Consider the following 23,555-nt stretch of genomic DNA (forward strand, 5'->3'; position numbering starts at 1 on the left):
ACCACATCTCGAGCCCTGCGGCAGCTTGGGCATCATGCGTCGAAGGCACGCCCCGACGGATGTCGCTGATTGACCCAGGCGCGGGACCGATAGCGGCGAGCCGCCGTCGCTGCGCCCGGCGAATCGCACGACAGTAAAGACTACTTATTGACTTACATCGATGGATAGGCTGAAGTGGGCCCATGCGCGTGCTCCCGCCGCTAACCGCGGCCGTCCTCGTCGCGACGCTGGCGCCCACCCCGCCCGCGTCCGCGGCGCCCGCACGGGCCGTCGAGGCGATCACGCTGATCACCGGCGACCGGGTCACGGTCGCCCCCGACCGGCCGGTCCGGCTGGATCCGGGGCCGGGCCGCCGGAACGTCGCCTACCGGACCACTGTGGAGGACGGGCACACGTTCGTCGTCCCGGCCGACCAGGAGCCCACCATCGCGTCGGGGCGGGTCGACCGGCGGCTGTTCGACGTCACCGCGCTCGAGGAGTTCGGGTACCGCGGGAACACCCCGGTCCTGGTCCAGAACGGACGGTCGGTCTCGCCGGTCGGGAACGGCGCTGCGGCGCTCGCGGCGGCGAAGGCGGGCACGAGGATCTGGCTCGACGGCAAGCGGGCCGTGAGCCTCGACCGTAGCGTGCCGCAGATCGGCGCGCCGGTCGCGTGGGCCGCCGGCTACACCGGCGCCGGGGTGAAGGTCGCGGTCCTGGACAGCGGCGTCGACGCCACCCACCCGGACCTGGCCGGCCGGATCGCCGAGTCGGCCGACCTCACCGGCGGGTCGGACGCCGACGACAAGGTCGGGCACGGCACCCACGTCGCGTCCACGATCGCGAGCGACGGCGCCACCTACCGGGGTGTCGCTCCGGACGCGCGGCTTCTGATCGGCAAGGTCTGCCCGGACCGGTACTGCCCGGACTCGGCGATCCTGGCGGGCGTCGACTGGGCCGCCACCCGTGGCGCGAAGATCGTCAACCTGAGCCTGGGTGGTGCCGACTCTCCCGGCCTCGACCCGCTGGAGCAGGCCGTTGAGCGCTACTCGGCGGAGAAGGGGATGCTGTTCGTCGTCGCGGCGGGCAACGACGGACCGTACGAGTCGACGGTGTCCAGCCCGGCCTCCGCCGACGCGGCCCTGGCCGTCGCGGCCGTCGACCGCGACGGCCAGCCGGCCGCGTTCTCCAGCCGTGGCCCCCGCGCCGACGGTGGCGCGATCAAACCGGAGATCTCCGCGCCGGGTGTGGGCATCGCCGCCGCGAAGGCCGCGCACGGCACCCTCGGCACGCCCGTCGACGACACCCACGTCGCGATGTCCGGCACCTCGATGGCCACCCCGCACGCCGCGGGCGCGGCCGCGCTCCTCGCGCAGCAGCATCCGGACTGGACCGGCGAGCGCATCAAGGCGGCGCTGATGGCCTCGGCCGAGCCCACGGCCGGCGTGCCGGTCCTGACCCAGGGCGCTGGCCGGGTCGATCTCGCCCGGGCGATCCACACGCGGGTCGTGGCCTCGCCGGTCGGCCTCTCCTTCGGGACGCAGCGCTGGCCGCACACCGACGACAAGCCGATCGAGCGTACGGTGACCTATGCCAACGCCGGCCCGGACGCGGTCACCCTCGACCTGACGATCGACAGCCCCGCCCCGGCCGGCGCCTTCACCGTCACACCGTCGCGGGTCACGATCGAGCCCGGCGCCACGGCCGGGGTCCGGGTCGAGGCTGACACGGGCGCTCTCGGCGCGACGTACGGTCGGGTCGACGGGGCCGTGGTCGCCGCCTCCGGTGACACCCGGGTGCGGACACCCTTCGAGATTCTCAACGAGGCCGAGGCGTACGACCTGAGCGTGCAGATCCTGGACACCGACGGCGCGCCCGCGCGGTCGCTGTTCACGAGCTTCGCCCGCAAGGACGCGTACCAGTACCAGACACACCCCCGCCCCGACGAGAACGGCGTCGTCCAGCTGCGCCTGCCGCGGGGCCGGTACGCGATGGTCGCCTCCGTCTTCGGCGCGGACAGCAGCGCGGACCTGTGGCTTCCCGAGATCAACGCCGACCACGACCAGGAGCTCACGCTGGACGCCCGCGAGGCGAGCCCGATCGACGTGCGCCCGGTCGGCGACGACGGCGTGACCGAGGCGCTGGGCGGCTACTCAGTGGAGAACCGCAGCGCGCAGGGCTGGGGCATGAGCTACTCGTTCAGCGCCTGCTGCGGCGGGTTCACCACGTTCGCGCACCGGGTGGGCGTGGCCGGGCCGCCGCCGGCCAAGGGTGAGCTGTGGGGCTACCTGATGAGCACCTGGACCACCGCCCCCGGCGCGGCCGACGCCCGCGTCTACCCACTGGGCTCGTACTTCACGGATCGGCTGCCGACCGGCTGGACCCGCCACGTCGACGTGACGACGCTGGCCGAGTCCGAGGTCACGCCGCCCGCGGTCGAGCCCGGCAACGCGTACCTCCAATGGGCGTTCGTGTACTCGGCCCGTCGCCGGGAGCAGGGCGCCGGCCAGGGGGTCGAGCTCACCGGCGCCACACGGGTCCGGACGTTCTTCCCGGCCCGGGCCGACGGTCTCCTCGGGGCCTACCGGTTCGACGAGCGCACGCCCACCTACGCGAACAGGTGGACCGCGGCCTCCCCGCCGATCGGCCGTCGCCTCGGGACCGTCGAGCGGCTCGCGCCGTGGCGGCCGGTGTACGGCCCGGCTCTCACCGCGGTCGGGGAGGGTGCCGACCTGGCTCGGTACGCCGACGACACGGTGGCCGCGCCGGCCCGGTACGCGCTGTTCGGCGACAGCGCGGGCAACGTCGGCTGGATCCCGGCCGGTTCGTACGCAACGACGATGAGCCGCCTCGACGTTCCCGGCGAGATCGCCGCCGACGCGAACGGCCGCTTCCCGCTGCCGCCCGAGCCGGGGCGCTACCGCCTCGCGATGACCGGCACGGCCCCGGCCGGCTTCACCTCGAGCACCCGTGTCGAGGCGACCTGGGAGTTCACCTCCGCGCACAGCGACGCGGCCCGCACGCTGCTGCCGCTCTCGGCGCCGCACTTCGAGCCCCGGCTGGACGCGGGTGGCGGCGCGCCGGGCGGGCAGCGGTTCACCGTGCCGGTGAGCGTCCGCTCCTACCCGGGCGCCGGGGAGACACGCCGCATCGCCGCGGAGATCTCCTACGACGACGGCGCCACCTGGACCGCCGCGCCGGTCAAGGGCCGTCGCATCACGCTGCGGCACCCGGCCGGCCCGGGGCACGTCTCCCTGCGCGCGACCGTGACCGACTCGCACGGCAACACCGGAACGGTGACCATCCTCCGCGCCTACGACCTGAACGGGTGAGCCGCATGCGCGTCCTTCCCTCGATCGCCGTCCTCCTCACCGCCGCCGCGCTGGTCCCGGCGCTGCCGGCGTCCGCCTCGGCGTCCACGCCCGCGACCGGGATGCCGGTGAAGGACGAGGTCACGCTGATCACCGGCGACCGCGTCACGCTCTTCGACGGCGGCGCCGTCACCGTGGCCGAGGGGCCCGGCCGCAGCCGCGTGACCTTCCAGCTGACCCGCGAGGACGGCCACCTGTACGTCGTGCCCAGTGACCAGCGCGGCGGCATCACCAGCGGGCGGCTGGACAAGCGGCTGTTCGACGTCACCTCGCTGACGGAGTTCGGCTACCGGAGCCGTACCCCGGTCCTGGTCCAGAACGGACGGTCGACCACCGGCGCGGCCGACGGTGCCGTGGCGCTCAGGAGCGCCGCCCCGAGGGCGAAGATCTGGCTCGACGGCAAGCGGAGGATCAGCCTCGACCGGAGCGTGGCGCAGATCGGCGCGCCGGCCGCCTGGGCCGCCGGGTACACCGGAGCCGGCGTGACCGTCGCGGTGCTCGACACCGGCGTCGACGACACCCACGCCGACCTGCGGGGCCGGATCGCCGGGACGCGCAACTTCACCGCGGACCCGAGCACCGACGACACGGTCGGCCACGGCACCCACGTCGCCGCCACGATCGCGAGCCACGATCTGAGGTACCGCGGCGTGGCACCGGACGCGCGGCTGCTCATCGGCAAGGTCTGCGAGGGCCGGTACTGCACCGACTCGGCGATCCTGGCCGGCATCGAGTGGGCCGGCGACAGCGGCGCCCGGATCGTCAACATGAGCCTCGGCGGCGGTCCCACCCCCGGCATCGATCCGCTGGAGGAGGCGATCAACCGGATCTCCGCCGAGAAGGGGACGTTGTTCGTCACGGCGGCCGGCAACGAGGGCCCGGGGGAGTCGACGCTGGGCAGCCCGGGCACCGCGGAGGCCGCGCTCTCGGTGGCCGCGGTGGACCGCGAGGACCGGACCGCGCCGTTCTCCAGCCGCGGCCCCGACCCGACCGGCGCCGTGCTGAAGCCCGAGATCTCCGCCCCCGGCGTCGAGATCGCTGCGGCCAAGGCCGCCCACGGCTACCTCGGCACGCCGGTCGACGACACGCACGTCGCGATGAGCGGCACCTCGATGGCCACCCCGCACGTGGCCGGGGCCGCCGCGCTGCTCGCCCAGCAGCACCCCGGCCTCTCCGGCGGCAAGCTCAAGGCGCTGCTGATGGGCTCGGCCGCGGCGCCGGTCGGCGGGAGCGTCCTCGAGCAGGGCGCCGGCCGGGTCGACCTCACCCGGGCGATCGGCCAGACCGTCACCGCCTCGCCCGCCGGCGTCTCCTTCGGCACCCAGAGCTGGCCGCACGACGACGACAAGCCGATCGAGCGTACGGTCACCTACGCGAACCCCGGCGCCGAGGCGGTCACTCTCGACCTGTCCTTCGACGTCAACGCCCCGGGCGTCTTCCGCGCCACCCCGTCGCAGGTGACGGTCGCGGCCGGCGCCACGACCACGGTCGGCGTCGCGGCCGACACCTCGGGCCAGGGCGACGCGTACGGGCGGGTCCAGGGCGCCCTGGTCGCGACGGCCGGGTCCACCGTGGTCCGCACCCCGCTCGACGTGCTCTACGAGGACGCCAAGTTCGACCTGGGCGGCACCGTGCGCGACTCGGCCGGGAACCCGATCGGCGGCTACCTCGGCCTGTACCGGACCGACGCCCCGGGGAGCCAGGACTGGATCAGGATCAACGACGACGGGACGTTCAGGACCAGGATCGACGGCGGGCAGTACGGCGCCGTCGCGCAGGTCGACAACGAGGCCGAGGCCGCCTACCTGGCGTACCCCGAGCTGACCCTCGACCGGGACAGGACGATCGAGATCGACGGCCGCCGCTCCTCCGTGGTGGACCTCCGGCCGGCCGGTGCGGCCGGTCTGACCGAGCAGTTCGGCACGGCGCGGATGGTGCACAAGGGCCCGCAGGGTCACGGGCTCGACCTGGTCATCGGGGCGTCCGGCGGATTCGGCGGACTGGGCGTTCCGCTGCGCCTCGGCGGCGAGGGTCCCAGCCTGGACATCATGAGTGTCTGGGCCACCCCGGTCAGCACCGCCGACACTCAGGTCTACAGCCTCGGCTGGAGCTTCCCGATCATCCCGGCCCGGCTCACCAGGCGCGTGGACCCGAGCAGGATGGCGCTGATCGACGAGCGGCTGCCCGCGACCCCGGCCGGCGACCACGTCATCGTCCTGAGCACCATGGGGTCGACGAGGAGCGTGACGGACGCCGGGTTCGGCGTCCAGATCGACGTGCCGGGCGCCACCCGGATCCGGCGTTGGGTGACGACCACGCGGGAGAGCGTGCGCTGGCGGAGCCAGTTCATCCACACCGGCCCGGATTTCCTGGGCAAGCAGTTCGCGTACGCCCCGCCGGTCGGCTACCGGCCCGGCACGGTGCAGGTGTCGACGCCGCTGGCCCCGGTCTTCGGGCCGTCGCTGACCTGGATCGGCGACGGCAACGACCTGTCCCGCACGGGCGACGTGGTGCGGGTCCCGGCGCAGACTGGGCTGCTCGGCGACTCGGCCGGCAACCGGGTCTGGAGCCCGGCCTCGGCGGTCACCACCGGGATGAGCCGACTGGACGTGCCGGGCGAGATCAGCCCCGGCCCCGACGGCGCCTTCACCTTGCCGGCAGAGCGGGGCCGATACCGCCTGGAGCGGCAGGCCGACGGCGTCGACGCGAGCTGGGACTTCCGGTCGGCGCGCACCGGCGCCACCACGCCGCTGCCGCTGTCGGTGCCGCGCTTCACGCCGGAGCTGGACGCCGCGGGCGCCGCGCCCGGGGGGCAGGCGTACGCCGTGCCGGTGACGGTCCAGTCGTACCCGAGAAGCGGAGCCGGCAAGCCGAGCGCCCTCACCGCCCAGGTCTCGTTCGACGACGGCGCCACCTGGGCTTCCGTGCCGGTCAGGGACGGCCGGATCCTGGTCGATCACCCGGCCGGACCCGGTCACGTGTCCCTGCGAGGAACGGTCACCGACAGCCGCGGCAACACGGGCTCGGTCACGATCATCAGGGCCTATGCGCTGCAGGATCCCGCGTCCGCCGGGCCTGCGCACCACCAGCCCGCCGGCGCCGGCTGACGTGCGCGTCTCCGGAGCGCACCAACACGGTCACGTCACCGACTGATGGCGTCCGGCGGGGGCACCTCGGTGGCGTCGGTCAGCTCGGCTTGCGGACCCAGGCGCCGTACTGGGCGGGTCCATGACCTGGCTTGCCCGCTCACCGAGGGCGGCCCGGAGCTGGTCGCCCAGCGTGTCGTCGAAGGACAACCCGGCGGGCAGGGCCCGGCCGGCCGCGGTGAGCGCCGGTCGCAAGCTCAGCAGCGACATGGCCAGCCAGTCGATCACCATCGAGCCGGGGGCCGACCCGACCGGGGTGACCGACTCGAGGTGCGGCGCCGGGAGGCCGGCGGCGAGGAACGCCGGGTGCAGCCGCCGGCCGAAATCGGTCTGGGCGCCGGCCGCCCGGAAGACCGTGGTCAGCAGGCGGTAGCTGTCGTCCCAGGCCGCGCACGCGGGCCAGGGGGTGGGCCTCGGTCAGGTCGATCTCGTGGAAGACGAGGACGCCGCCCGGACGCAGCGACCGGGCCAGCCGGCGCAACGTCCGCGCCGGGTCGGGCAGGTAGAGCAGGACGTAGCGGCCGACGATCGCGTCGAGCCCGGCGTCGGGGGCCCGCGTCGCGGCGTGCGTGGACAGCGGGCCGCGCAGTGACGGCGGGACGCGTCCCTTGCGGTCGGGGCCACGGTGACGCGTACACACAAGAAGCGCGACCCGGCGCTCGCGGCCGCGCCTTATCAACGACGTGATGCGAGACGGCGCGCATAGCCGTCCGCGGACCCGCCAACTACCGGCAAAGATCCAGCGCCATAGATCTTTGAAGGTCACAGACGAACCGGACCGATTCGCCGGGTATTCGTCGATCTTGTCCGGGAATCAATCGTTTCCTGGACACCACGCTCGGCTGGGCACCGATGACCGCTGTGGTATCACGGGTGTCGTCTTTCGAAGTCGTCTGCAAGGGGATGTCTGCACCTCTCTGCGCGTGTGGTACGCGGCGTGGGGCGGGATCCTTGCGGTACGGCGCGGGATCCCACCCCGAAGGTCGCGGTTAGTTGTCGGTCAGGTGGTCGAGGAGCCAGTTGGTCAAGGCGCGGGTGGCGCCGGCGACGATGCCGGTGATCACGGCGAGGGTGATGCGGCGCGGCTTGGGGTCGCTGGGGTGCTGCGGGGATCGGGTCATCGGATGCTCCCTGGGTGTCTGAGACGAAAGCGGAGCCGGCGCCGGCTTGCGCTCCCAGATTCAGGCCCCCGCGAAGGTGTCGACCTGAGTGCCGACGGGTGTCGAGCAGTTCACGACCGGCAGCGGTGAGGCATCATCGGTCGGCGATGGATGCCGACGAGTTCCGACCAGTGCGCCGCCCGGCCGCGGGGGCCGCCAAGCGGGCCCCTGTGCGCCGCCCGCGGAAGCTGGCCCGGCCAGACCTCGGCGCCGGCGCACAGCAGAAGGTCCGCGATTTGCTCTACGACCTGCACGAGAGGGCCGGTAGGCCCGCGCTGGAGGACCTAGAGAAGCGGATCGCCGCCGACGACCGCCTCGACGCTTCCCCGAAGAAGGATGTGCTCCACCGAATTATCTCCCGGGGTGGACCGGCGGCCCTGGATGATGTCCGCGCGGTCGCTCGGACGCTGGCGCGGGCCTTTGGCCTGGATGAGTACACGATCGCTGCGCAGGTCACCGAGCTGATGCGCTTGCCGGAGCGGCCGTCGGCGCCAGGGTCGTTGCTGGTGCCGTGCTCTGCGTACCTGGCGCAGGTCCGTCAGATCGCCCCGCCCGAGCTTGTGGGCCGTGAGGCGGAGCTGCAGGAGCTGTCCCGGTTCTGCCTGGATGAGCAGGCCGGTGCGTATACGTGGTGGCAGGCGGGGCCGTGGGCGGGTAAGTCGGCATTGTTGTCGACGTTCGTGCTCAACCCGGCAGAGCAGGTACAGGCGCGGGTGCAGGTGGTGGCGTTCTTCATCACCGCCCGGCTCGCGGCGCAGGACACCCGGCAGGCATTCACCGCCGTGGTCGGCGAGCAGCTGGCCGCGTTGACCGGTCAGCAGGTCCCGGCGGTGATCGACGAGTCGTTGCGAGAGGCGTGGCTGCTGGACCTACTCGACCAGGCCGCGCAGAGCTGTCAGCAGCGGGGGATGCGGCTAGTGCTGCTTGTCGACGGCCTGGACGAGGACCGCGGGGCCACCACCGGCCCGTACGCGCGCAGTATCGCCGGGCTGCTGCCTGGAGTCGTGCCGCCCGGGATGCGGGTCATCGTGGCGGGCCGGCCCAACCCGCCGGTTCCTGACGACGTGCCCGACTGGCATCCGCTGCGCGATCCGGGCATCATCCGCCCGCTCACCGACTCCCCTCACGCCCGTGACCTGCAACGGCTCGGACGGTCTGAGCTGAATCGGCTACTCAAAGGCAGCCCGGTCGAGCAGGACCTGCTCGGTCTGCTGACCGCGGCCCGTGGCGGCCTGTCCGGCGAGGATCTGAACGAGCTGACAGGGGCCGGGCTGATCGAGATCGAAGAGGTGCTGCACACCGTGGCCGGGCGTACCTTCACCCGCCGCACCCAGCGCTGGGCTGCGGTGGACGGCCCGTTGGTGTATCTGCTTGGTCATGAGGAACTCGCCGCCGCCGCCCGCCGGTACCTCGGCGAAACCCGGCTGGCCGGCTACCGCGACCGGTTGCATGACTGGGCCGACCGCTACCGCCGTCCCAGTCACGCCGGTTCGCAGTGGCCGCCCGGCACCCCTGAGTATCTGCTGCTCGGCTATCCTCGGATGCTGGGCGCTGCCGGCTACGTGACCCGATTGATCGACCTGGTCACCGATCCGGACCGCCACGACCGGATGCTCGATCTGTCCGGCGGCGACGCCGCCGCCCTTGGTGAGATCACCGCCTGCCAGGACCTCGTCCTTGCCGAACCGAGACTGGACCTGGAGGCGGTGCTGCGGTTGTGCATTCGCCGTACCAACCTCGCTGACCGCAACAGTCATATCCCCACCGACCTGCCCGCCGTCTGGGTCGCCCTTGGACAACCCGCCCGTGCCGAAGCCCTCGCCGGTTCGATCGCTGACCCGTACAAGCAGGCGCAGGCGCTCACTGAGGTGGCCCGGGGGCTCGCCGCCACCGACCCCGACCGGGCCGAGACGGTGGCTCGCTCAATCAGCGGCCCCTGCGAGCAGGCCCGGGCGCTGGCCGCAGTAGCGGAGAGGGTCGCCATCGGTGGCGACCTCGAGCGGGTTCGGCAGCTCACCGAGCAGGCCGAGACCGTGGCCCGCTCAATCACCTACCCGTTCGAACGGGCGCAGGCGCTGGTCCCAGTAGCCGAGATGATCGCCATCGCAGGCGACTCCGAACGGGCCGAGACCGTGGCCCGCTCGATCGTCGACCCGTACGAGCAGGCGCAAGCGCTGATCGCAGTAGCTAAGAGCGTCGCCATCGGTGGCGACCTCGAGCGGGTTCGGCAGCTCACTGAACAAGCTGAAACCGCAGCCCGGTCAATCATTTACCCGGAGGAACAGGCGCTGGCGCTGACTGCGGTGGCCGAGGTGCTCGCCGCCGCTAGCGACCTCGATGGGGCCGAGGCGGTGGTCTGCTCGATCAGTGACTCCCACGAGCAGGCGCGAGCCGTGTTGACCGAAGTGATCACCGCCATAGGTGGCCCCGATAAGTTCTGGAAGCTCGTTGAGCAGGCGCGACAGTTGGCCGATCAGCCGCCGGATGCCGAACCCCACCCCACTACCTACACGCCCCTGCAGGCACGAACGCTGACTTCGATGGCCGAATTGATGGTCATCGTCGATCCCGGTCGGGCCCGGCGCTTAGCCGACCGGGCCGAGGCGGTGGCCCGCTCGATAGCCGACCCCTACGAGCACGTGCAGGCGCTGGTCGCAGTAGCTAACAGGATCGCCATCGCTGGCGACTCCGAACGGGCCCGGCAGCTCATCGAGCAAGCCGCGGCCGTCGCCCGCTCGGTTGCCGAGGCCTACGAGCAGGGGCCGGCGCTGGTTGAAGTAGCTAAGAGCATCGCCATCGCTGGCGACTCCGAGCGGGCCCGGCAGTTCATCGAAGAAGCCGAGGCCGTGGCCCGCGCAATCACATACCCGCCGGGACAGGCGGCGGCCATGGCCGCTGTGGCCGAGTCGCTCGCCGTTGTGGGCGATCTCGAGCGGGCCGAGGGCGTGGCCTTCGCGATCACTGACGCCCGGGAGCAGGCGCCGGCGCTGGTCGCAGTAGCTGAGAGGTTCGTCATCGCTGGCGATCCGGAGCGAGCTTTGCAGCTCACCGACCTGGCCGAGGCCGTGGCCCGCTCAATCACCTGCCCGGACGAGCAGGCGCCGGCGCTGGTCCCGGTATGCATGATGTTGGCCGCCGACGACCCCGACCGGGCCGAGCGCTTGGCCCGCTCGATCACCCACCCGTACTGGCTGGCGTGGGCCCTCGTCAAGGTGGCCGGAGCAATGGCTACCACCGACCTCAGCCGGGCCCGGCAGCTCACCGAACAAGCCGAGGCCGTTGCCCGCCGTATCACCGGACCTGTCGAGCGTGCGCGTGCGCTGGCCTTGGTAGCCGAGACGATCGTCGCCACCGACCCCGACCCCGACCCCGACCGGGCTGCGGCGGCGGCCCGATCGATCACTGATCCGTACCAGCAGGCGCGGGCGCTGGTCGCGAGGGCCGGCGTGACCGCTGCCGTCGGTGATCTTGAGCAAGCTGGTCGTCTTCTAGGCAAAGGGTTGGCGGTGGCGTCGTGGCAAATAGGGTTGCTGGTGTTGTCGGAGTATTGGCCGCAGGTGATGTTGCGGTGTGTGGATGAGTTGGCCGGTAACAACCGTAGTGATACACCTAAAGAACTGATCACCGAACGCACAGGAGCCAGTGGAGCGGGGCCAATAACCCGGCGGAGTAAGTGAGTCGGCTGCTGATGAGCGGACTGCGGGTTCAAGGACGAGTTTGGACACGCAGGTGCAGCATGGATGCTGCGTCCCTGACAGGATTGGACCTGGGCGAGGGCCTCACGGAATGTTCTCGGGCCGATGCGCAGCGCCGGCCAGCGGGGGACTGCTTAAGCGCGGCGCGAGTGCACTCACATGCCGAGATGAGTACGCCACGTCTGACGAAGTCAGATCCGCAGGAGTGCGTGGAGGAACAAGCTAGACACCTTTCGGGGTGGAGGTCTCTTTCGGGTCTACTGTGACGCTTTTGGGGAATCGACCGTTGCTGGTGGATCAGGTGTGCTTGGTGGCATGCGGTACGGCGATGGTGGAGGCGTTGACCAGGTAGAACGGGTCAAGCGTGAGCAGGTGCGGCAGCGGGCGGCGGAGTTGTTCGCCGCTGGTGTGCCGGCGATCGAAGTCGCCGCGCGGCTGGAGGTGTCGACGAAGTCGGCGTATCAGTGGCGGCGGGCATGGGTTGCCGGCGGCGCGCCGGCGTTGGCGTCGAAGGGTGCCTGCGGCCCGGATCCGAAGCTGTCGGACGAGCAGCTGGCCCGGTTGAAGACGCGGCTGGACCTGGGTCCGGTCGCGGCTGGCTACGGCGAGGACCAACGCTGGACTTTGGTCCGGGTGATCGCGTTGATCGCCACGCTGTTTCATGTGCGGGTGGGTCTGGCCACGGCGTGGCAGGCGATGCGCCGTCTCGGCTACACCGCTCAGCTGCCGATCCATCGTGCTGCCGAGCGGGATGAGCAGGCGATCGCCGCGTGGCGCCGGTATCAGTGGCCGTCGCTAAAAGAGTCGCCGCCCGGCGCGGGGCGTGGATCGTCTTTGCCGACGAGTGCGGGCAGACGTTAAGGGCGCACAAGGCCACCACCTGGGCGCCCAAAGGGGTCACCCCGGTGGTGAAGGTGACCGCCAAAGCACCGTGCGGGTATCGGTGGTCGGGCTGTGCTGTTACCGGCCCGGCGAACGCAGCCGGTTGATCTACCGCACGCTTCTCTACCGGGGACGTAAGAACGAGCCGAAAGGGTTCCGCGAACCCGACTTCATCCAGCTGCTCGACGCTGCCCACCAGCAGCTGGACGGACCGATCGTGCTGGTCTGGGACGGGTTGTCGGCGCATAAATCACCACCGATCCGGGCGGCGATCGCCGCCCGGCCGTGGCTACGCGTCTACCAGCTACCCGCCTACGCCCCGGAGCTGAACCCGGTCGAGAAGGTCTGGTCGACGATGAAACGGGGTCTGGCCAACCACTGCACCGCACCGCGACCGACCTCGCCGCCATCGTGAAGAACCGACTCAGCCGCATGCAGTACCGCACCGGCTTGATCGACGGGTTCTTCATCGGAACAGGTCTATCCCCACCGACACCACCCAGACCCTGACCCCGAAAGGTGTCTAGTCGGGCCTTCACGTCCCGGAGGCCGGCTGGGGAACGCTACGGAGGAAGGTGAGGGCGGTCAGCACGCGGATGTTGACCTGCCGGCGCCGGCTGTCCTCGGCGGTCGGCAGCCCGAGTTTGTCGGCGAGCGTGGACAGGTGCTTCTCGACCGTGCCGACCTGGCAGTTGAGGATTTGGGCGATGCCGAGGTTGGAGCGGCCCTCGGCGACCAGCGCCAGGATGCGGCGCTCGTGCGGGGTCAGCCTCTCCAGCGGGTCGTGGGTCCGCCGCCGGGTCATCAGACGGTTGATCAGGTACGAGTCGACGACGACCTCCCCGGACGCGACCCGATGCAGCGCACTCACCAGTTCGACCAGGTCACCCACGCGTTCCTTCAGGAGGTATCCGACCGCGCGCGGTTCCGCGTCCATGGACAGCAGCCGTTCCGCGTAGGCGACCTCGGCGTAGGAGGAGAGGACGAGCAGGCCGACCTCGGGCAGCGCGGCCCGGACCCGTTCGGCGATGCCGAGTCCTTCGTCGGTGAAGGTGGGCGGGCGCCGGATATCCAGCATCGCCACGTCGGGGGCCAGGTCCTTGATCGTGCTGAGGGCCTGCTCGGCGTCGCGAGCCTTGCCGGCCACTTCGACGGACCGGGTGGTGAGCCCGTCGGCCAGGGCGTCGAGCAGCAGGCCCTCGTCCTCGACGATGACGACGCGCATCGCTCACTCCTTCTCTGCGTGGACGGGGTCTGCGGGAATGGGGATCGTGGCGCGGACCCGGGTGCCGGAACCGGACGCCCGGTCGACGGTGAGGAAGCCACCGGCGGCGGCGACGCGGTCGGTGAGGCCACGCCAGCCCTCGCCCGACGGGCCGCATCCGTTGTCGCAGACGGTCACGACCAAGTTGTCGCGGGTGGCCGAGATCTCGACGGCGGTCTCGGCGGCGCCGGCGTGCTTGTAGACGTTCGCGAGGGCCTCGGCGACCACGAAGTAGGCGGTGATCTCCACATGCTGCGGCCAGCGGCCGGGCGCCACCGCCACGGTCACCGGGATCGGCGATATGTCGGTGAGGTTGTGCACGGCGTCGCCCAGCCCGTGCTCGACGAGCACCACCGGGTAGATGCCCTCGGTCAGTTCGCGCAGGCTGCGGATCGCGTCGCGCAGGCCGGGCTGCGCCCGGACGAGGGTGGCCCGGGCCGGCGTGTCGCCGATATCGCCGACGGCCATGTCGAGCAGGACCAGCACGGCGAACAGCCGCTGCTGGGCGCCATCATGCAGGTCGCGCTGGATACGTCGGCGCTCGGCGAACGCGGCGGTCGCCAGCCGTTGCCGGGAGGCACCCAGCTCGGCGATGTGCTGCTGCAGGGCGGAGTAGAGGCCGGCGTTCTCGATGGCCACGCCGGCCACCGCGCCGGCCGCGCGCGACAGCCCAGGGTCGTCGCCGACCGCGGGATCGTGGCTGATCAGGGCGAACGCCTCGCCGTCCCGCTGCACCTCAGTGATTGCCAGGGTGGTCGTCGGTCGTGGGGTGGGAACCCGGTTGCCGCTGGCGTCGACGTGGCCCCCATCGGCGAGCCGATAGTAGAGCCGCAGCCCTGGATCGCGGACCGTGCGGGCGAGGCGGGTCTCCAGGTCGGCGAGGTTGCGGTCCAGGCCGAATACCACCGTCGCCAGGCGCCAGCGGGTGGTCCAGGACAGCAGGATCCGTGCGGCGTACACGGCGGGCACCAGCAGCAGCCCGACGGTGAGTGAGGCGATCTGCAGCGGCACCTCCGGCGCGGAGGCGGGCGAACCCAGCCGCGCGACGCTGACCGCGACACCGAACCCCGCCGCGACCAGGACCGCTGCCCAGACCGGAGCGGCGGGCCGGCGCCGGGCCCGGCTGGCGGTGACCCAGTACCGGATCGTCACCGCGATCACCACGACAGCACAGAGGATGAACGTCACGCTCGCCGCGTCGGAGGCGGCCGTCCGCGGGTCCGCCACCCCGAACCGCAGCGGGGCCACCGGGCGGTCCACCGCGTACCGGACCACCTGGGTGCCGGTCGCGGCGAGGTAGCAGACCACCACGAGCACGGTCTGCACCCGTCGGGTGATCCGGCCGGTGGGCCAGGTCAGCACGAGATGAGCGACCACCGCCGTCCAAAGGTACGCGAGGCAGAAGCCCGCCGCGAACAGCAGCGGCTGGTCCACCGCCCGCAGGAATTGCAGTGGTACGTGAGGGCGACGGCCACGATCAGCCGGCCGAGCCGTCGCGACGACGGCCACCACAGGCACAGCAGTCCGGGCACCGCGGCGACCGGTCCCCAGGCGCGGAGCGACGCGTCGACCCACCACACGCCGGACGAGCGGGGCCAGGACGCCACGACGGCCGCTGTCGCGAGGGCCGCGACCAGGCCGCCCGCGGCGACGACCGGCCACCTCACCCTGATGCCTCCGTTCATAGCTCCAGCCTGGGCCCGGGGGCCGGCCAGGCCACCCAGGTTTCCCTACCAGCGTCATCCAGTTTCCTGCGATCCGCGGCATTAGCCCGGAAAGACATCCTTGCGGGTATCCAACCCGAAAGGAGTTCCGATGTTCACTCGAATGCTCGCCGCACTCGCCCTGCTGGTGGTCCTGGGGTGCGGAGCCGCGCCCGGCGGCACTCCGGTCCCGCCTCCACCGCCCCCGCAGCCTCAGCTGAAATTCACCCTCGACCCCAGCGGCACCACCATCGACTACAACAAGACCGTCCTGCACCTGCAGACCCCAACCGGGCCCAGCACAGTGCCGCTGACCGGCGGCGCCTACACGAAGACCGGCGGCCCGTACGGCTCATACACCGCCTGGCTCGACATCTACTGGGTCGAGCGTTTCACCGGCATGGTCAACAACTTCAATGGCCAATCCGTCCCGGGCCTGCTGGACTGGCAACCGGGCAAGTCGACCCAGGGCCTGTTCACCCTGGAGATCGAACAGCCCAACAACTCGAACGGCGTGCCGAGCCGGCCGCTGCTGACGTTCAAGCGGACCGTCGGGTAGGCGCACCGTGCGACGTCGAATGGTCACCATCGCGATATTGCTGGCATCCGTGGCCCCCACTGCGGCATGCATCGATCTGAAGCCCGTCGCCCACAGCGTCGACAACACCGTAGCGGTGCTGGAGGACAGCCTCACCAGGCTGGGCCAGGAGTCCGAGGACTGGCGCAGCGTCCTGACCGATACGGCCGCCAAGCTGACCGAGGACACGCAGACGACCGTGCGCACCGAGGTCACCCAACTGCTGCAGCGAGGCGCGCAGGCGGCCGGCGTGCAGGCGCGCTGCGGCATCGACTTCCTCGCCGCCCGGATGGGCGACGGCCTGCGACGGATCCTCGACCGGGTGCTCGGGCGGGACCAGACTCCCCGGCAGCCGAAGCTGTGCGACGCCAGCCCCGCGCTGATCGAACTGGCCCTACCCGCCGACCGCCGCACCTCGGTCCAGTACAGCGGCTGGGACCTGGACACCGACCCGGTGATCGAGGCCCAGCTGACCGGCCCGGCCGGCAGCACACCCGTTCCGGCGAGCGCGCTCGCCCGGGTCAGCGCCTACCTGCTCGTGCTGAACACCGGCCAGAACGGCATCGGACCGATGCTCGGCAGCGGCGCCGCCAAGGTCGAGCTCCGCTGGCAGGGAATGACCCTGTCCGAGGTGCCCATCGTGCAACCGCCGCCCCCGGAATGCCCGCCGCCGAAGCTGGAGCGCCTGCTCACCCAGACCACGGAGCTGGCCCCGAGCAATGAGCTCTCGCCGAACAGCGACGAGGACTTCTTCGGCAACGGACCCACCATGGACCTGCACATCACCGTACGCACCGTAGAGAGCAGACGGGTCGAGGCGGACGTCCGCGTGACCGCGCGGGAGACCCATCCGGACGGCAGGCCCGAAGGGGACGGCACCGCATTCGACGGCGAGGTCAAGAAGGTCCTGCTGTACGAGGCGCCGCCGAACCACGAGATTCTCGACCCACTGACAGCCGAGATGAAAGTGCCGTATTACTACGCCGAGCCCGACTATCGTCCCTACACCAAGCCGGTCGGCGGCGCCGCGCCGGTCAGGACGATCACCTACCACGGCGACACCTTCGGACCCGGCCTCAACCGTACGAAGGTCGTTCTGGAATGGAACACCGACGTCAAGGTCCGTATCCAGCAGACAAGCAGATGCCACCGCACAACAAGGTCGTGAGGGCGCCTCCGTCAACGCGGACGGCCGAGCCGTTGATCGCGGACGCGGCAGGACCGGCCAGGAAGGTCACTGCGTTCGCGATCTCGGCTGACTCGATCAAGCGGCCCAGCAGGACGTCCGGCTGGCGCCGATGATCACGGCCCGCGTCGCCTCCACGACGATGGACTGTGCCTGAGCCAGGGCCCGGACCGTGTCAGCGGCGCCCACCCACCCACGACAAGACGCCCCGGCAGGTAACGCACAGTGCATGCAGCCCAATGACTACAGTCCTCATCGGACGAGCCGCCACCGTCCCGGATGGCGATGGGATCGATGCCTTGTCACAGGATAAGAGGGCGTTGCCAGGTCGCGCGTTATCGCTTAATCCCATGATCGACTCACTCAAATGCCGATGACAGTGCGCCAATCCGCACCGAGCAAATTGGCGGTGCTCAGTTGATAAAGGCCTCTTGTCAGCCATTGTGGCTGCCGGGGGCGGTGCTGATCGTCGACGGGCTCTTTCTTCGCAGGATGAAATCGTGGTGGCTTGGGCCTATCTGTGTTCCTGGACGTCCCGTTCAGCGTGAAAGCGAAACGAATGGCGCTTCGCGACGGTACGAACCCCAACCCCGAGAACCCCAGCATGCGACGCTACGTTGAGGCGCAACGCATGTATTTGGACACCTGTTACCGCGTCGGCGCACCGACATCCTGATCGAATTGTTGGATCGGGCTATTCCTGTGTGGGGCTGGCCGGGATGTGCGCGTCCGGGGTCGGGATCCCGTATGCCGGTTGTGGGACGCCGATGGCGGCCAGTTCGGTGCGGCCCTCGTGCGCGCGGTCCGGGATGAGCAGGAGGGTGCAGGCGCGTTCGAATCGCGCGCCGATCAGTTCCCAGCCTTTGACGGATGCGGTCAGTGCGGCTTGGTCGTGGTACAGGCGGCCGCGGGCGCGGGCGAGGCCGGCGGCGGCCCAGTCGTTCTGCTCTGCTGCCGATGCGGCCACGGACAGGCGTTCGGCAGCGTCGGGCAGTCCGGCGACGACCGCCAGTTCGGCTTTGACGGCACGGGCATATGGCTCGTAGCGGTTGGCGACAAAGCCGGTGAACTGCTGGCCCGTTGTCGCGGTCGCGGCACCGACCCGCCCGGTGTGAAGGGCGACCCGTGCGTCAACGAATGCGGCGAACGACGCGTGGTTGCTCGACTGGGTGATGTCGGTGACGTTGGCAGCCTGCGCCGCCCGGGTCCGCCAGAGCCGGAACTGCTCGCTGTCTCCGCGCAGCCCGTAGGCGAGGGCGGTGGCCATCAGAGTCTCTGTCTTCAGCAAGGTGTAGCGCCGTCCGGCACCATGCCAGTCCTCCCACGCGGCACCGGCGAGGCGCAGCGCCTCGTCCAGGTCGCCCATGAGCACCAGCGGCGCGACCAACGTCGTCAAGGCCTTGTGGTGTGCCAGGTCGTCAGCCAGATGTTGTCGAGCGGTCGCTGCCGCGGTGGGTAGGTCACCGACCAGGAGGGCGTACATGACGACAATGCCGTACGCGTCGGATATCTCTACCGCGAAGCGCGGGTCGTCCACGGCGTGCGGGGCGAGCAGGGCGAGCCGTTCGGTGACGATGCTGAGCGCGTCCCGTAGCCGGCCGGCCCTGGCGGCCGCCAGGCCGACCGCGTCGAGGGCGGCGCTGATCAGTATCGGATCGGCGGTGGCGCGCGCGGCATCGGCTGCGGCGGCGGACAGAGCCGGATCGGGTGAGAGCTTTTCGCCGCTGGCGGTCCAGGCCCGGGCGGCGGCAAGGTGCGCTGCGACGACCATGTCGTGGGGGTCGGCTGTGGTCGACGCTTCGGCGAGGACTTCGCGCAGTCGCTGGTGAGGGATTTGACTGCGGTCACCGGGATGCCGGTGACCGGTGATCACGGCAGAAGCCAATGCGATGGCCTGAGTGTTGCCGTCACCGGCAACGCGTGCCTGCTCGGCTGAGCCGAGCAGAAGCCCGTAGGCCTCCTTGAAGTCCCCGAGCGCCAGCGCGCAGTCGGCCGCGGCGCGCAGGTCCTCGGCGGCATCCGTCGGGAGTCGAGCGTGCTGGGCGGCCTGCCGGTGGCGGGTGACTGCTTCGGTCAGGAAGCGCCGTGCGTAGGTCAGACGTCCCAGCGCTCGGGCAAGGCGATGCGGCAGATCGCCCGGGCCGGGGGGCGCCGCGGCCAGGGCTGCGCGTAGATCATCGGCGACGAGATCGAAAATGTCCCGCCATCGCCCGGACCGCGCCGCCAACTGCGCCGCGGTCCGGGCGGCCCAGCGCAGATGCCGCTCCTGGACATCGGCCTGCTCGCCGCTGGTCCGAAGCTGGTCACCGGCGTAGGCGCGGATCGTGGTGGGTAGCCGCCACCAACCTGGGGCGGGCTGTTGATGGGCGACCAGATGCTTGTCGGTCAGCCGGCCGAGCAGGTCGGCGATGGATGCCGGGTCGTGCCCGGGGGTCACCGCCACCGCCGCGGCCAGATCGAAGCTGCCGACGAACACCGCAAGGCGCCGTAACAGGGCACGCTCCTGGTCGTCGAGCAGGTCGTGACTCCAGTCGATCACCGCGCGCATCGAGCGGTGCCGTGCGTCGGTTCCCCGTCCGCCGGCCAGCACCCGCAGCCGATCCTCGAGCGCGACCAGCAAGCCCGCGGTGCCTAACGACGGTGTGCGGGCTGCGGCCAACTCGATCGCCAGCGGAACGCCGTCGAGCTTGGCGCAGATGCCCGCGACCAGGGTCGCGTCCGCGCTGAATGAGGGATCTGACGCCCTCGTACGGTCGACATAGAGTGTCTCGGCGTCGGAGTTCAGCGGCAGTGGTGCGAGGGGCATGACTCGCTCACCGGGTATCCCGAGGCGCTCGCGACTGGTCGCCAGCACCCGCACACCGGCGGTGATGGCGAGGATCCGTTCGGCGAATCCAGCTACCGCGTCGAGCAGGTGCTCGCAGTTGTCCAAAACGAGAAGCGAACGGTGTTGCCCCAACCGTTCAGCGATAGCCTCCTCCAGCGGAACCTTCGGCCGCTCGGCCACGCCAAGTGCGGCCGCGACCGCCTGCGCGACGAATCCGTCGCGTACCGGCACCAGATCCACGAATGCCCCGCCGGCGGGAAAGGACACCGCCGCCGCTTCGGCGATGACCGCTGCGAGTCGGGTCTTGCCGACGCCACCCGAGCCCACCAGGGTGACCAATCGGGAGCATTCCAAGGCGGCCAGGGCCGCGTCACGCTCGGTGCCTCGCCCGACGAAGGACGTCCAGGCGGACGGCACGCCGAGCACCTGTGACCGGCCCGGCCCGACCCGGCCGGCCAGCGCCGCAAGAGCCAGCCTGTCGGAGACTCCATGTTTGCGCAGCAGCGAGGAGACGTGGCTCTCCACGGTCCGGACCGAGATGTGCAAGCTGGCGGCGATTTCCGCGTTTGACAGCCGCGACCCGATGGCGGCCAGCACCTGAGCCTCCCGCTTGGAAACCTTGGGGGGATGCGGAGCAGTCATCGCACCGGCGGGGGCCTCAGCCTCAGGCCCGGACGCCTCGGCGCGAGAAAGCTTGATCATTGCCACATCATGACCGACCATCGCCCGGTCCGTGGCCCCGTTTTGCGTGGTGAAAATCCGTGGTCAGCACGGATGCCCTCCCCCTGGGGTGTAGCGCACGCTTTGACGTACAACACCGACGCCGTCCGGTCAAGCGTTGCGGGGCAGCGTCAAGCCCGGCTTGCCCCGGCCAGGTCTGGCCCCGCCGTCGCGATCTTGCTGGATCACATGATGCATGCGGTGCGCGCCGGCGCTCTGACGCGATTGATATCTCATCCATGTCTGTAAATGAACTCACGAGAGAGACGCGCATATATGGCACATATAGTCTCCCCCGGCGGGATCACCGCCGCCGAGCATCGCGAACCTTCGACCAGGGTGACCAGATTGTTGCTTGGCTGCGGTGTCGTGGCCGGGCCGTTCTACGTCATCGTCGCCTTGGCGCAGGCGTTGACCCGCGAGCGGTTCGACCTGACCAAACACAGCTGGAGCTTGTTGGCCAACGGCGATCTCGGCTGGATCCAGATCACCAACTTCATCGCCACCGGCATGATGGTCATCGCGGCAGCGGTGGGACTCCACATGACGCTGCGCCCGAAACGCGGCAGCATCTGGGGTGCCCTGCTCCTGGGCGGCTACGGCCTCGGCATGATCGGGGCTGGCATCTTCCGGGCGGACCCGGCACAGGGCTTCCCGGTCGGCACACCCGAAGTCACCGCCGTGAGCACACACGGCCTGCTGCATTTCGTGTTCGGCGGCGTCGGATTCTTGTGCGTGATCGCGGCCTGCTTCGTGTTGGCCGACCGGTTCGTCCGCGACGGGCGGCGCGACCTGGCCTGGTTCTCGCGGATCACAGGGATCGTCTTCCTCGCGGGATTCGTCGGCATCGCCAGCGGCTCACACGGTCCCACGACCGTAACGTTCGTCGCCGCGATCCTGATCGTCTGGAGCTGGCTGTCCACGGTGTCCCTCCACCTATACCGCCATGTCGCTATCAAGGACCGTCAGAAGTGCACCGACATGTCCCAACGACCACGCAACTCATGACACGGGGTGACGGCGGAGCCATCGAGACACGGCGACCAGGCTGACCGCCGACGCGGGAATTGGCGCTCCAGGACCGATGAGTTTCGCGGCCGAGCGTTGTCTGACCCTTTGACGGCTGCACCAGCGCGGCAAACAGCGTCACAGCCCGTGCCCGACTTGTTCGTCCGAAAGGAAGGTCCGCCATGAGATTCCAGACCACCGTCCTGACCGCCGGCAAGACCACCACCGGTGTCGCCGTGCCGGCTGCGATCGTCGACGCGCTCGGCAGCGGAAAGCGACCGAAAGTCCGGGTGACCATCGGCCAGCACACCTTCCGTAGCTCGGTGGCGCCGATGAACGGCACCTACATGCTCGGCCTGAATGCCGACGTCCGGCAGCAGACCGGCATCGCCGGCGGAGACGTCATCGAGCTTGAGATCCGGCTGGACACCGAGCCCCGCGAGGTCGCCGTCCCGGCCGACTTCTCCGCTGCCCTCGACCAAGAACCGCAGGCCCGGAACTTCTTCGACCAGCTGTCTTACAGCAACCGCAGAGCACACGTCCTCTCGATCGAAGGCGCCAAGACCGACGCCACCCGACGCCGGCGCATCGAGAAGTCCGTCGCCACGCTCGCCGCCGGCAACGCCCGCTGACCAACCCACCCTGCCCGTGGCGCCCCGCGCACCGACGTTCGCGTCCCACCGCACGTCCATCGACCAGCTCTGCCAACCGATCGAAGGAACATCATGAACTTCGTCACCTCCCCGGACGGCACCCGCATCGGCTACGACCGCATCGGCTCAGGTCCGACGATCATCCTGATCGGCGGTGGTCCGGTCGACCGGAGCGCCGAGTCGCCGCTGGCCGCGCTGCTGGCAGAGCAATTCACCGTCTACAGCTACGACCGCCGCGGGCGAGGTGACACCGTCGACACCGCCCCGTACTCGGTCGACCGCGAATTCGACGACCTCCAGGCACTCATTACCGAAGCGGGCGGATCCGCGATGATGTACGGCACCTCCGGCGGCGGGATGATCGCGATCCAGGCCGCCGCCCGCGGTCTGGCCATCACCAAGCTGGCGCTGTGGGAGGTCCCTTACATCCTTCCCGGCACCCGCGAGCCCATCCCGGCCGACTACCGTGACCAGCAATACGCCCTGCGAGCGGACGGCCGGTTCAGCGACATGATGGAACTGTTCATGCTCAAGGCGGCGCTCATGCCCGCCGAATTCGTCGCCGGCATGAAGAACGCCCCGTTCTGGGACGCGATGGCCGCCAGCGCGAGCTGCCTGACCTACGAAGCCGACGTCGCCGCCGACTTCGCCCTGCCGTCCGACGCGCTGAAGTCCATCACCATCCCCACCCTCGTCATCGACGGTGCGACTATTCCCTGGATCACCGCGGCGGCCGAGGCGATCGCCAACGCTCTCCCACACGCCCACCGCACCACGCTGCCAGGCCAGCCGCACAACGTCGACGCGGCCGCCATCGCCCCCATCGTCACCGCATTCTTCGCCAGCAAGTCATGAGGAAGGTCATCGCCCAGCACACCGTGTCCGCCAACGGTGTCATGGAGGCGTCTGGGGGAGTGTCGGGGATAGCAAATTGGCCATTGACGGGGGATCGGTGCCGTCGTCAGGCTGCTGGTGGGGAGTACAACGCTGTGCTGTTCCGGATTTTGCGGTCATAACTGCTCGCTACGAAGGAGCAACCAGCGAGTTCAATACCGTTGCGGCCTTCAGCTGTTATGGAGGAGTAATTTTGGCGGTACTCGGGCTGCTGGTATGGCTACTCCTCAGCCGTTCTGCTGAACGTGATCGGCAGCATGAAAGTGACTGAAAGAATAGGCCTGGATCTGACAGATGCGATGCGCTCATTTGCCGCCGTGCGTGCGCGTTGGCCGATGGGATGCAGTCACGCGTTGCGAGGACGGCCAGGCCGATCCTCGGCGCACGCTCGTTGTGACGTGAGCGCTCTGACGGGGCCGTGGCCGGGTGGCGGCCCTCGGCCCGAACAGCTCCGACGGAGCGCCGACGAATCGGACGCCGGTAGGCTGCG

At 70.3% G+C, this 23,555-nt stretch carries 16 protein-coding genes and 1 pseudogene; 11 read left to right on the forward strand and 6 right to left on the reverse strand.

The features are described 5' to 3' along the window. Nucleotides 1-182 precede the first annotated feature (182 nt). The 3 genes from AB0O15_RS45430 to AB0O15_RS45440 all read left to right on the forward strand — a co-directional run bounded on the left by AB0O15_RS45430 (nt 183) and on the right by AB0O15_RS45440 (nt 6,869). Nucleotides 183-3,311, forward strand: coding sequence for a S8 family serine peptidase (locus tag AB0O15_RS45430; RefSeq protein WP_364333557.1), 3,129 nt, complete (start codon nt 183-185; stop codon nt 3,309-3,311). Nucleotides 3,312-3,316: 5 nt separating this feature from the next. Continuing rightward, complete coding sequence (locus tag AB0O15_RS45435; RefSeq protein ID WP_364333560.1) at nt 3,317-6,457, forward strand: S8 family serine peptidase; 3,141 nt, start codon at nt 3,317-3,319, stop codon at nt 6,455-6,457. Between the two features lie 121 nt (nt 6,458-6,578). Beyond that, nucleotides 6,579-6,869 (forward strand): hypothetical protein, encoded by a 291-nt coding sequence (locus AB0O15_RS45440; protein WP_364333603.1) that lies wholly within the window; start codon nt 6,579-6,581, stop codon nt 6,867-6,869. A 51-nt stretch (nt 6,870-6,920) separates the two neighbouring features. On the opposite strand, the pseudogene AB0O15_RS45445 reads toward AB0O15_RS45440, so the two are convergent. Both AB0O15_RS45445 and AB0O15_RS45450 read right to left on the reverse strand, forming a co-directional pair. After that, nucleotides 6,921-7,262: pseudogene (locus tag AB0O15_RS45445) on the reverse strand (methyltransferase domain-containing protein); the annotation flags it as partial. 223 nt (nt 7,263-7,485) lie between these two features. After that, nucleotides 7,486-7,617: a hypothetical protein gene (locus tag AB0O15_RS45450; protein ID WP_364333563.1), complete on the reverse strand. Its 132-nt coding sequence runs from the start codon at nt 7,615-7,617 to the stop codon at nt 7,486-7,488. Nucleotides 7,618-7,763: 146 nt separating this feature from the next. Between AB0O15_RS45450 and AB0O15_RS45455 the strand changes: the two genes are divergently transcribed. The 3 genes from AB0O15_RS45455 to AB0O15_RS45465 all read left to right on the forward strand — a co-directional run bounded on the left by AB0O15_RS45455 (nt 7,764) and on the right by AB0O15_RS45465 (nt 12,648). Then, a complete protein-coding gene (locus AB0O15_RS45455; protein WP_364333566.1) occupies nt 7,764-11,333 on the forward strand; it encodes a hypothetical protein in 3,570 nt (1,189 codons plus the stop codon). A gap of 333 nt (nt 11,334-11,666) precedes the next feature. Next, entirely contained in the window at nt 11,667-12,212 is a 546-nt protein-coding gene (locus tag AB0O15_RS45460) for a winged helix-turn-helix domain-containing protein (protein ID WP_364333568.1), read from the forward strand. 70 nt (nt 12,213-12,282) lie between these two features. Continuing rightward, entirely contained in the window at nt 12,283-12,648 is a 366-nt protein-coding gene (locus AB0O15_RS45465) for a transposase (protein ID WP_364333571.1), read from the forward strand. 120 nt (nt 12,649-12,768) lie between these two features. On the opposite strand, the gene AB0O15_RS45470 is transcribed toward AB0O15_RS45465, so the two are convergent. Both AB0O15_RS45470 and AB0O15_RS45475 read right to left on the reverse strand, forming a co-directional pair. Next, complete coding sequence (locus AB0O15_RS45470) at nt 12,769-13,458, reverse strand: response regulator transcription factor (protein ID WP_364333574.1); 690 nt, start codon at nt 13,456-13,458, stop codon at nt 12,769-12,771. A gap of 3 nt (nt 13,459-13,461) precedes the next feature. Then, nucleotides 13,462-14,931, reverse strand: a complete 1,470-nt coding sequence (locus AB0O15_RS45475; RefSeq protein WP_364333577.1) for a histidine kinase — start codon at nt 14,929-14,931, stop codon at nt 13,462-13,464. A 381-nt stretch (nt 14,932-15,312) separates the two neighbouring features. Here AB0O15_RS45475 and AB0O15_RS45480 point away from each other — a divergent pair, with 381 nt between their 5' ends. After that, nucleotides 15,313-15,759 carry a hypothetical protein gene (locus tag AB0O15_RS45480; RefSeq protein WP_364333579.1) on the forward strand — a complete coding sequence of 149 codons (447 nt, stop codon included), beginning with the start codon at nt 15,313-15,315 and terminating at the stop codon, nt 15,757-15,759. 37 nt (nt 15,760-15,796) lie between these two features. Next, the gene (locus tag AB0O15_RS45485) at nt 15,797-16,945 is read left to right on the forward strand and encodes a hypothetical protein (protein WP_364333581.1); all 1,149 of its coding nucleotides are present in this window, start codon (nt 15,797-15,799) and stop codon (nt 16,943-16,945) included. Here the strand turns inward: AB0O15_RS45485 and AB0O15_RS45490 are convergent. Continuing rightward, on the reverse strand, nt 16,893-17,015 hold the full coding sequence (locus tag AB0O15_RS45490; RefSeq protein WP_364333600.1) for a hypothetical protein: 123 nt from the start codon (nt 17,013-17,015) through the stop codon (nt 16,893-16,895). The genes AB0O15_RS45485 and AB0O15_RS45490 overlap by 53 nt on opposite strands. 642 nt (nt 17,016-17,657) lie before the next feature. After that, entirely contained in the window at nt 17,658-20,492 is a 2,835-nt protein-coding gene (locus AB0O15_RS45495) for a LuxR C-terminal-related transcriptional regulator (protein WP_364333583.1), read from the reverse strand. 357 nt (nt 20,493-20,849) lie between these two features. On the opposite strand from AB0O15_RS45495, the gene AB0O15_RS45500 reads away from it, so the two are divergent. The 3 genes from AB0O15_RS45500 (at nt 20,850) to AB0O15_RS45510 (ending at nt 23,026) form a co-directional block, all read left to right on the forward strand. Further along, the gene (locus tag AB0O15_RS45500) at nt 20,850-21,518 is read left to right on the forward strand and encodes a DUF998 domain-containing protein (protein WP_364333586.1); all 669 of its coding nucleotides are present in this window, start codon (nt 20,850-20,852) and stop codon (nt 21,516-21,518) included. A 182-nt stretch (nt 21,519-21,700) separates the two neighbouring features. Next, nucleotides 21,701-22,150, forward strand: a complete 450-nt coding sequence (locus AB0O15_RS45505) for a YdeI/OmpD-associated family protein (RefSeq protein WP_364333589.1) — start codon at nt 21,701-21,703, stop codon at nt 22,148-22,150. Between the two features lie 93 nt (nt 22,151-22,243). After that, nucleotides 22,244-23,026, forward strand: a complete 783-nt coding sequence (locus tag AB0O15_RS45510) for an alpha/beta hydrolase (RefSeq protein WP_364333591.1) — start codon at nt 22,244-22,246, stop codon at nt 23,024-23,026. Nucleotides 23,027-23,555 lie beyond the last annotated feature (529 nt).

It is taken from the genome of Actinoplanes sp. NPDC089786, from assembly GCF_040684855.1.
Lineage (GTDB): Bacteria > Actinomycetota > Actinomycetes > Mycobacteriales > Micromonosporaceae > Actinoplanes.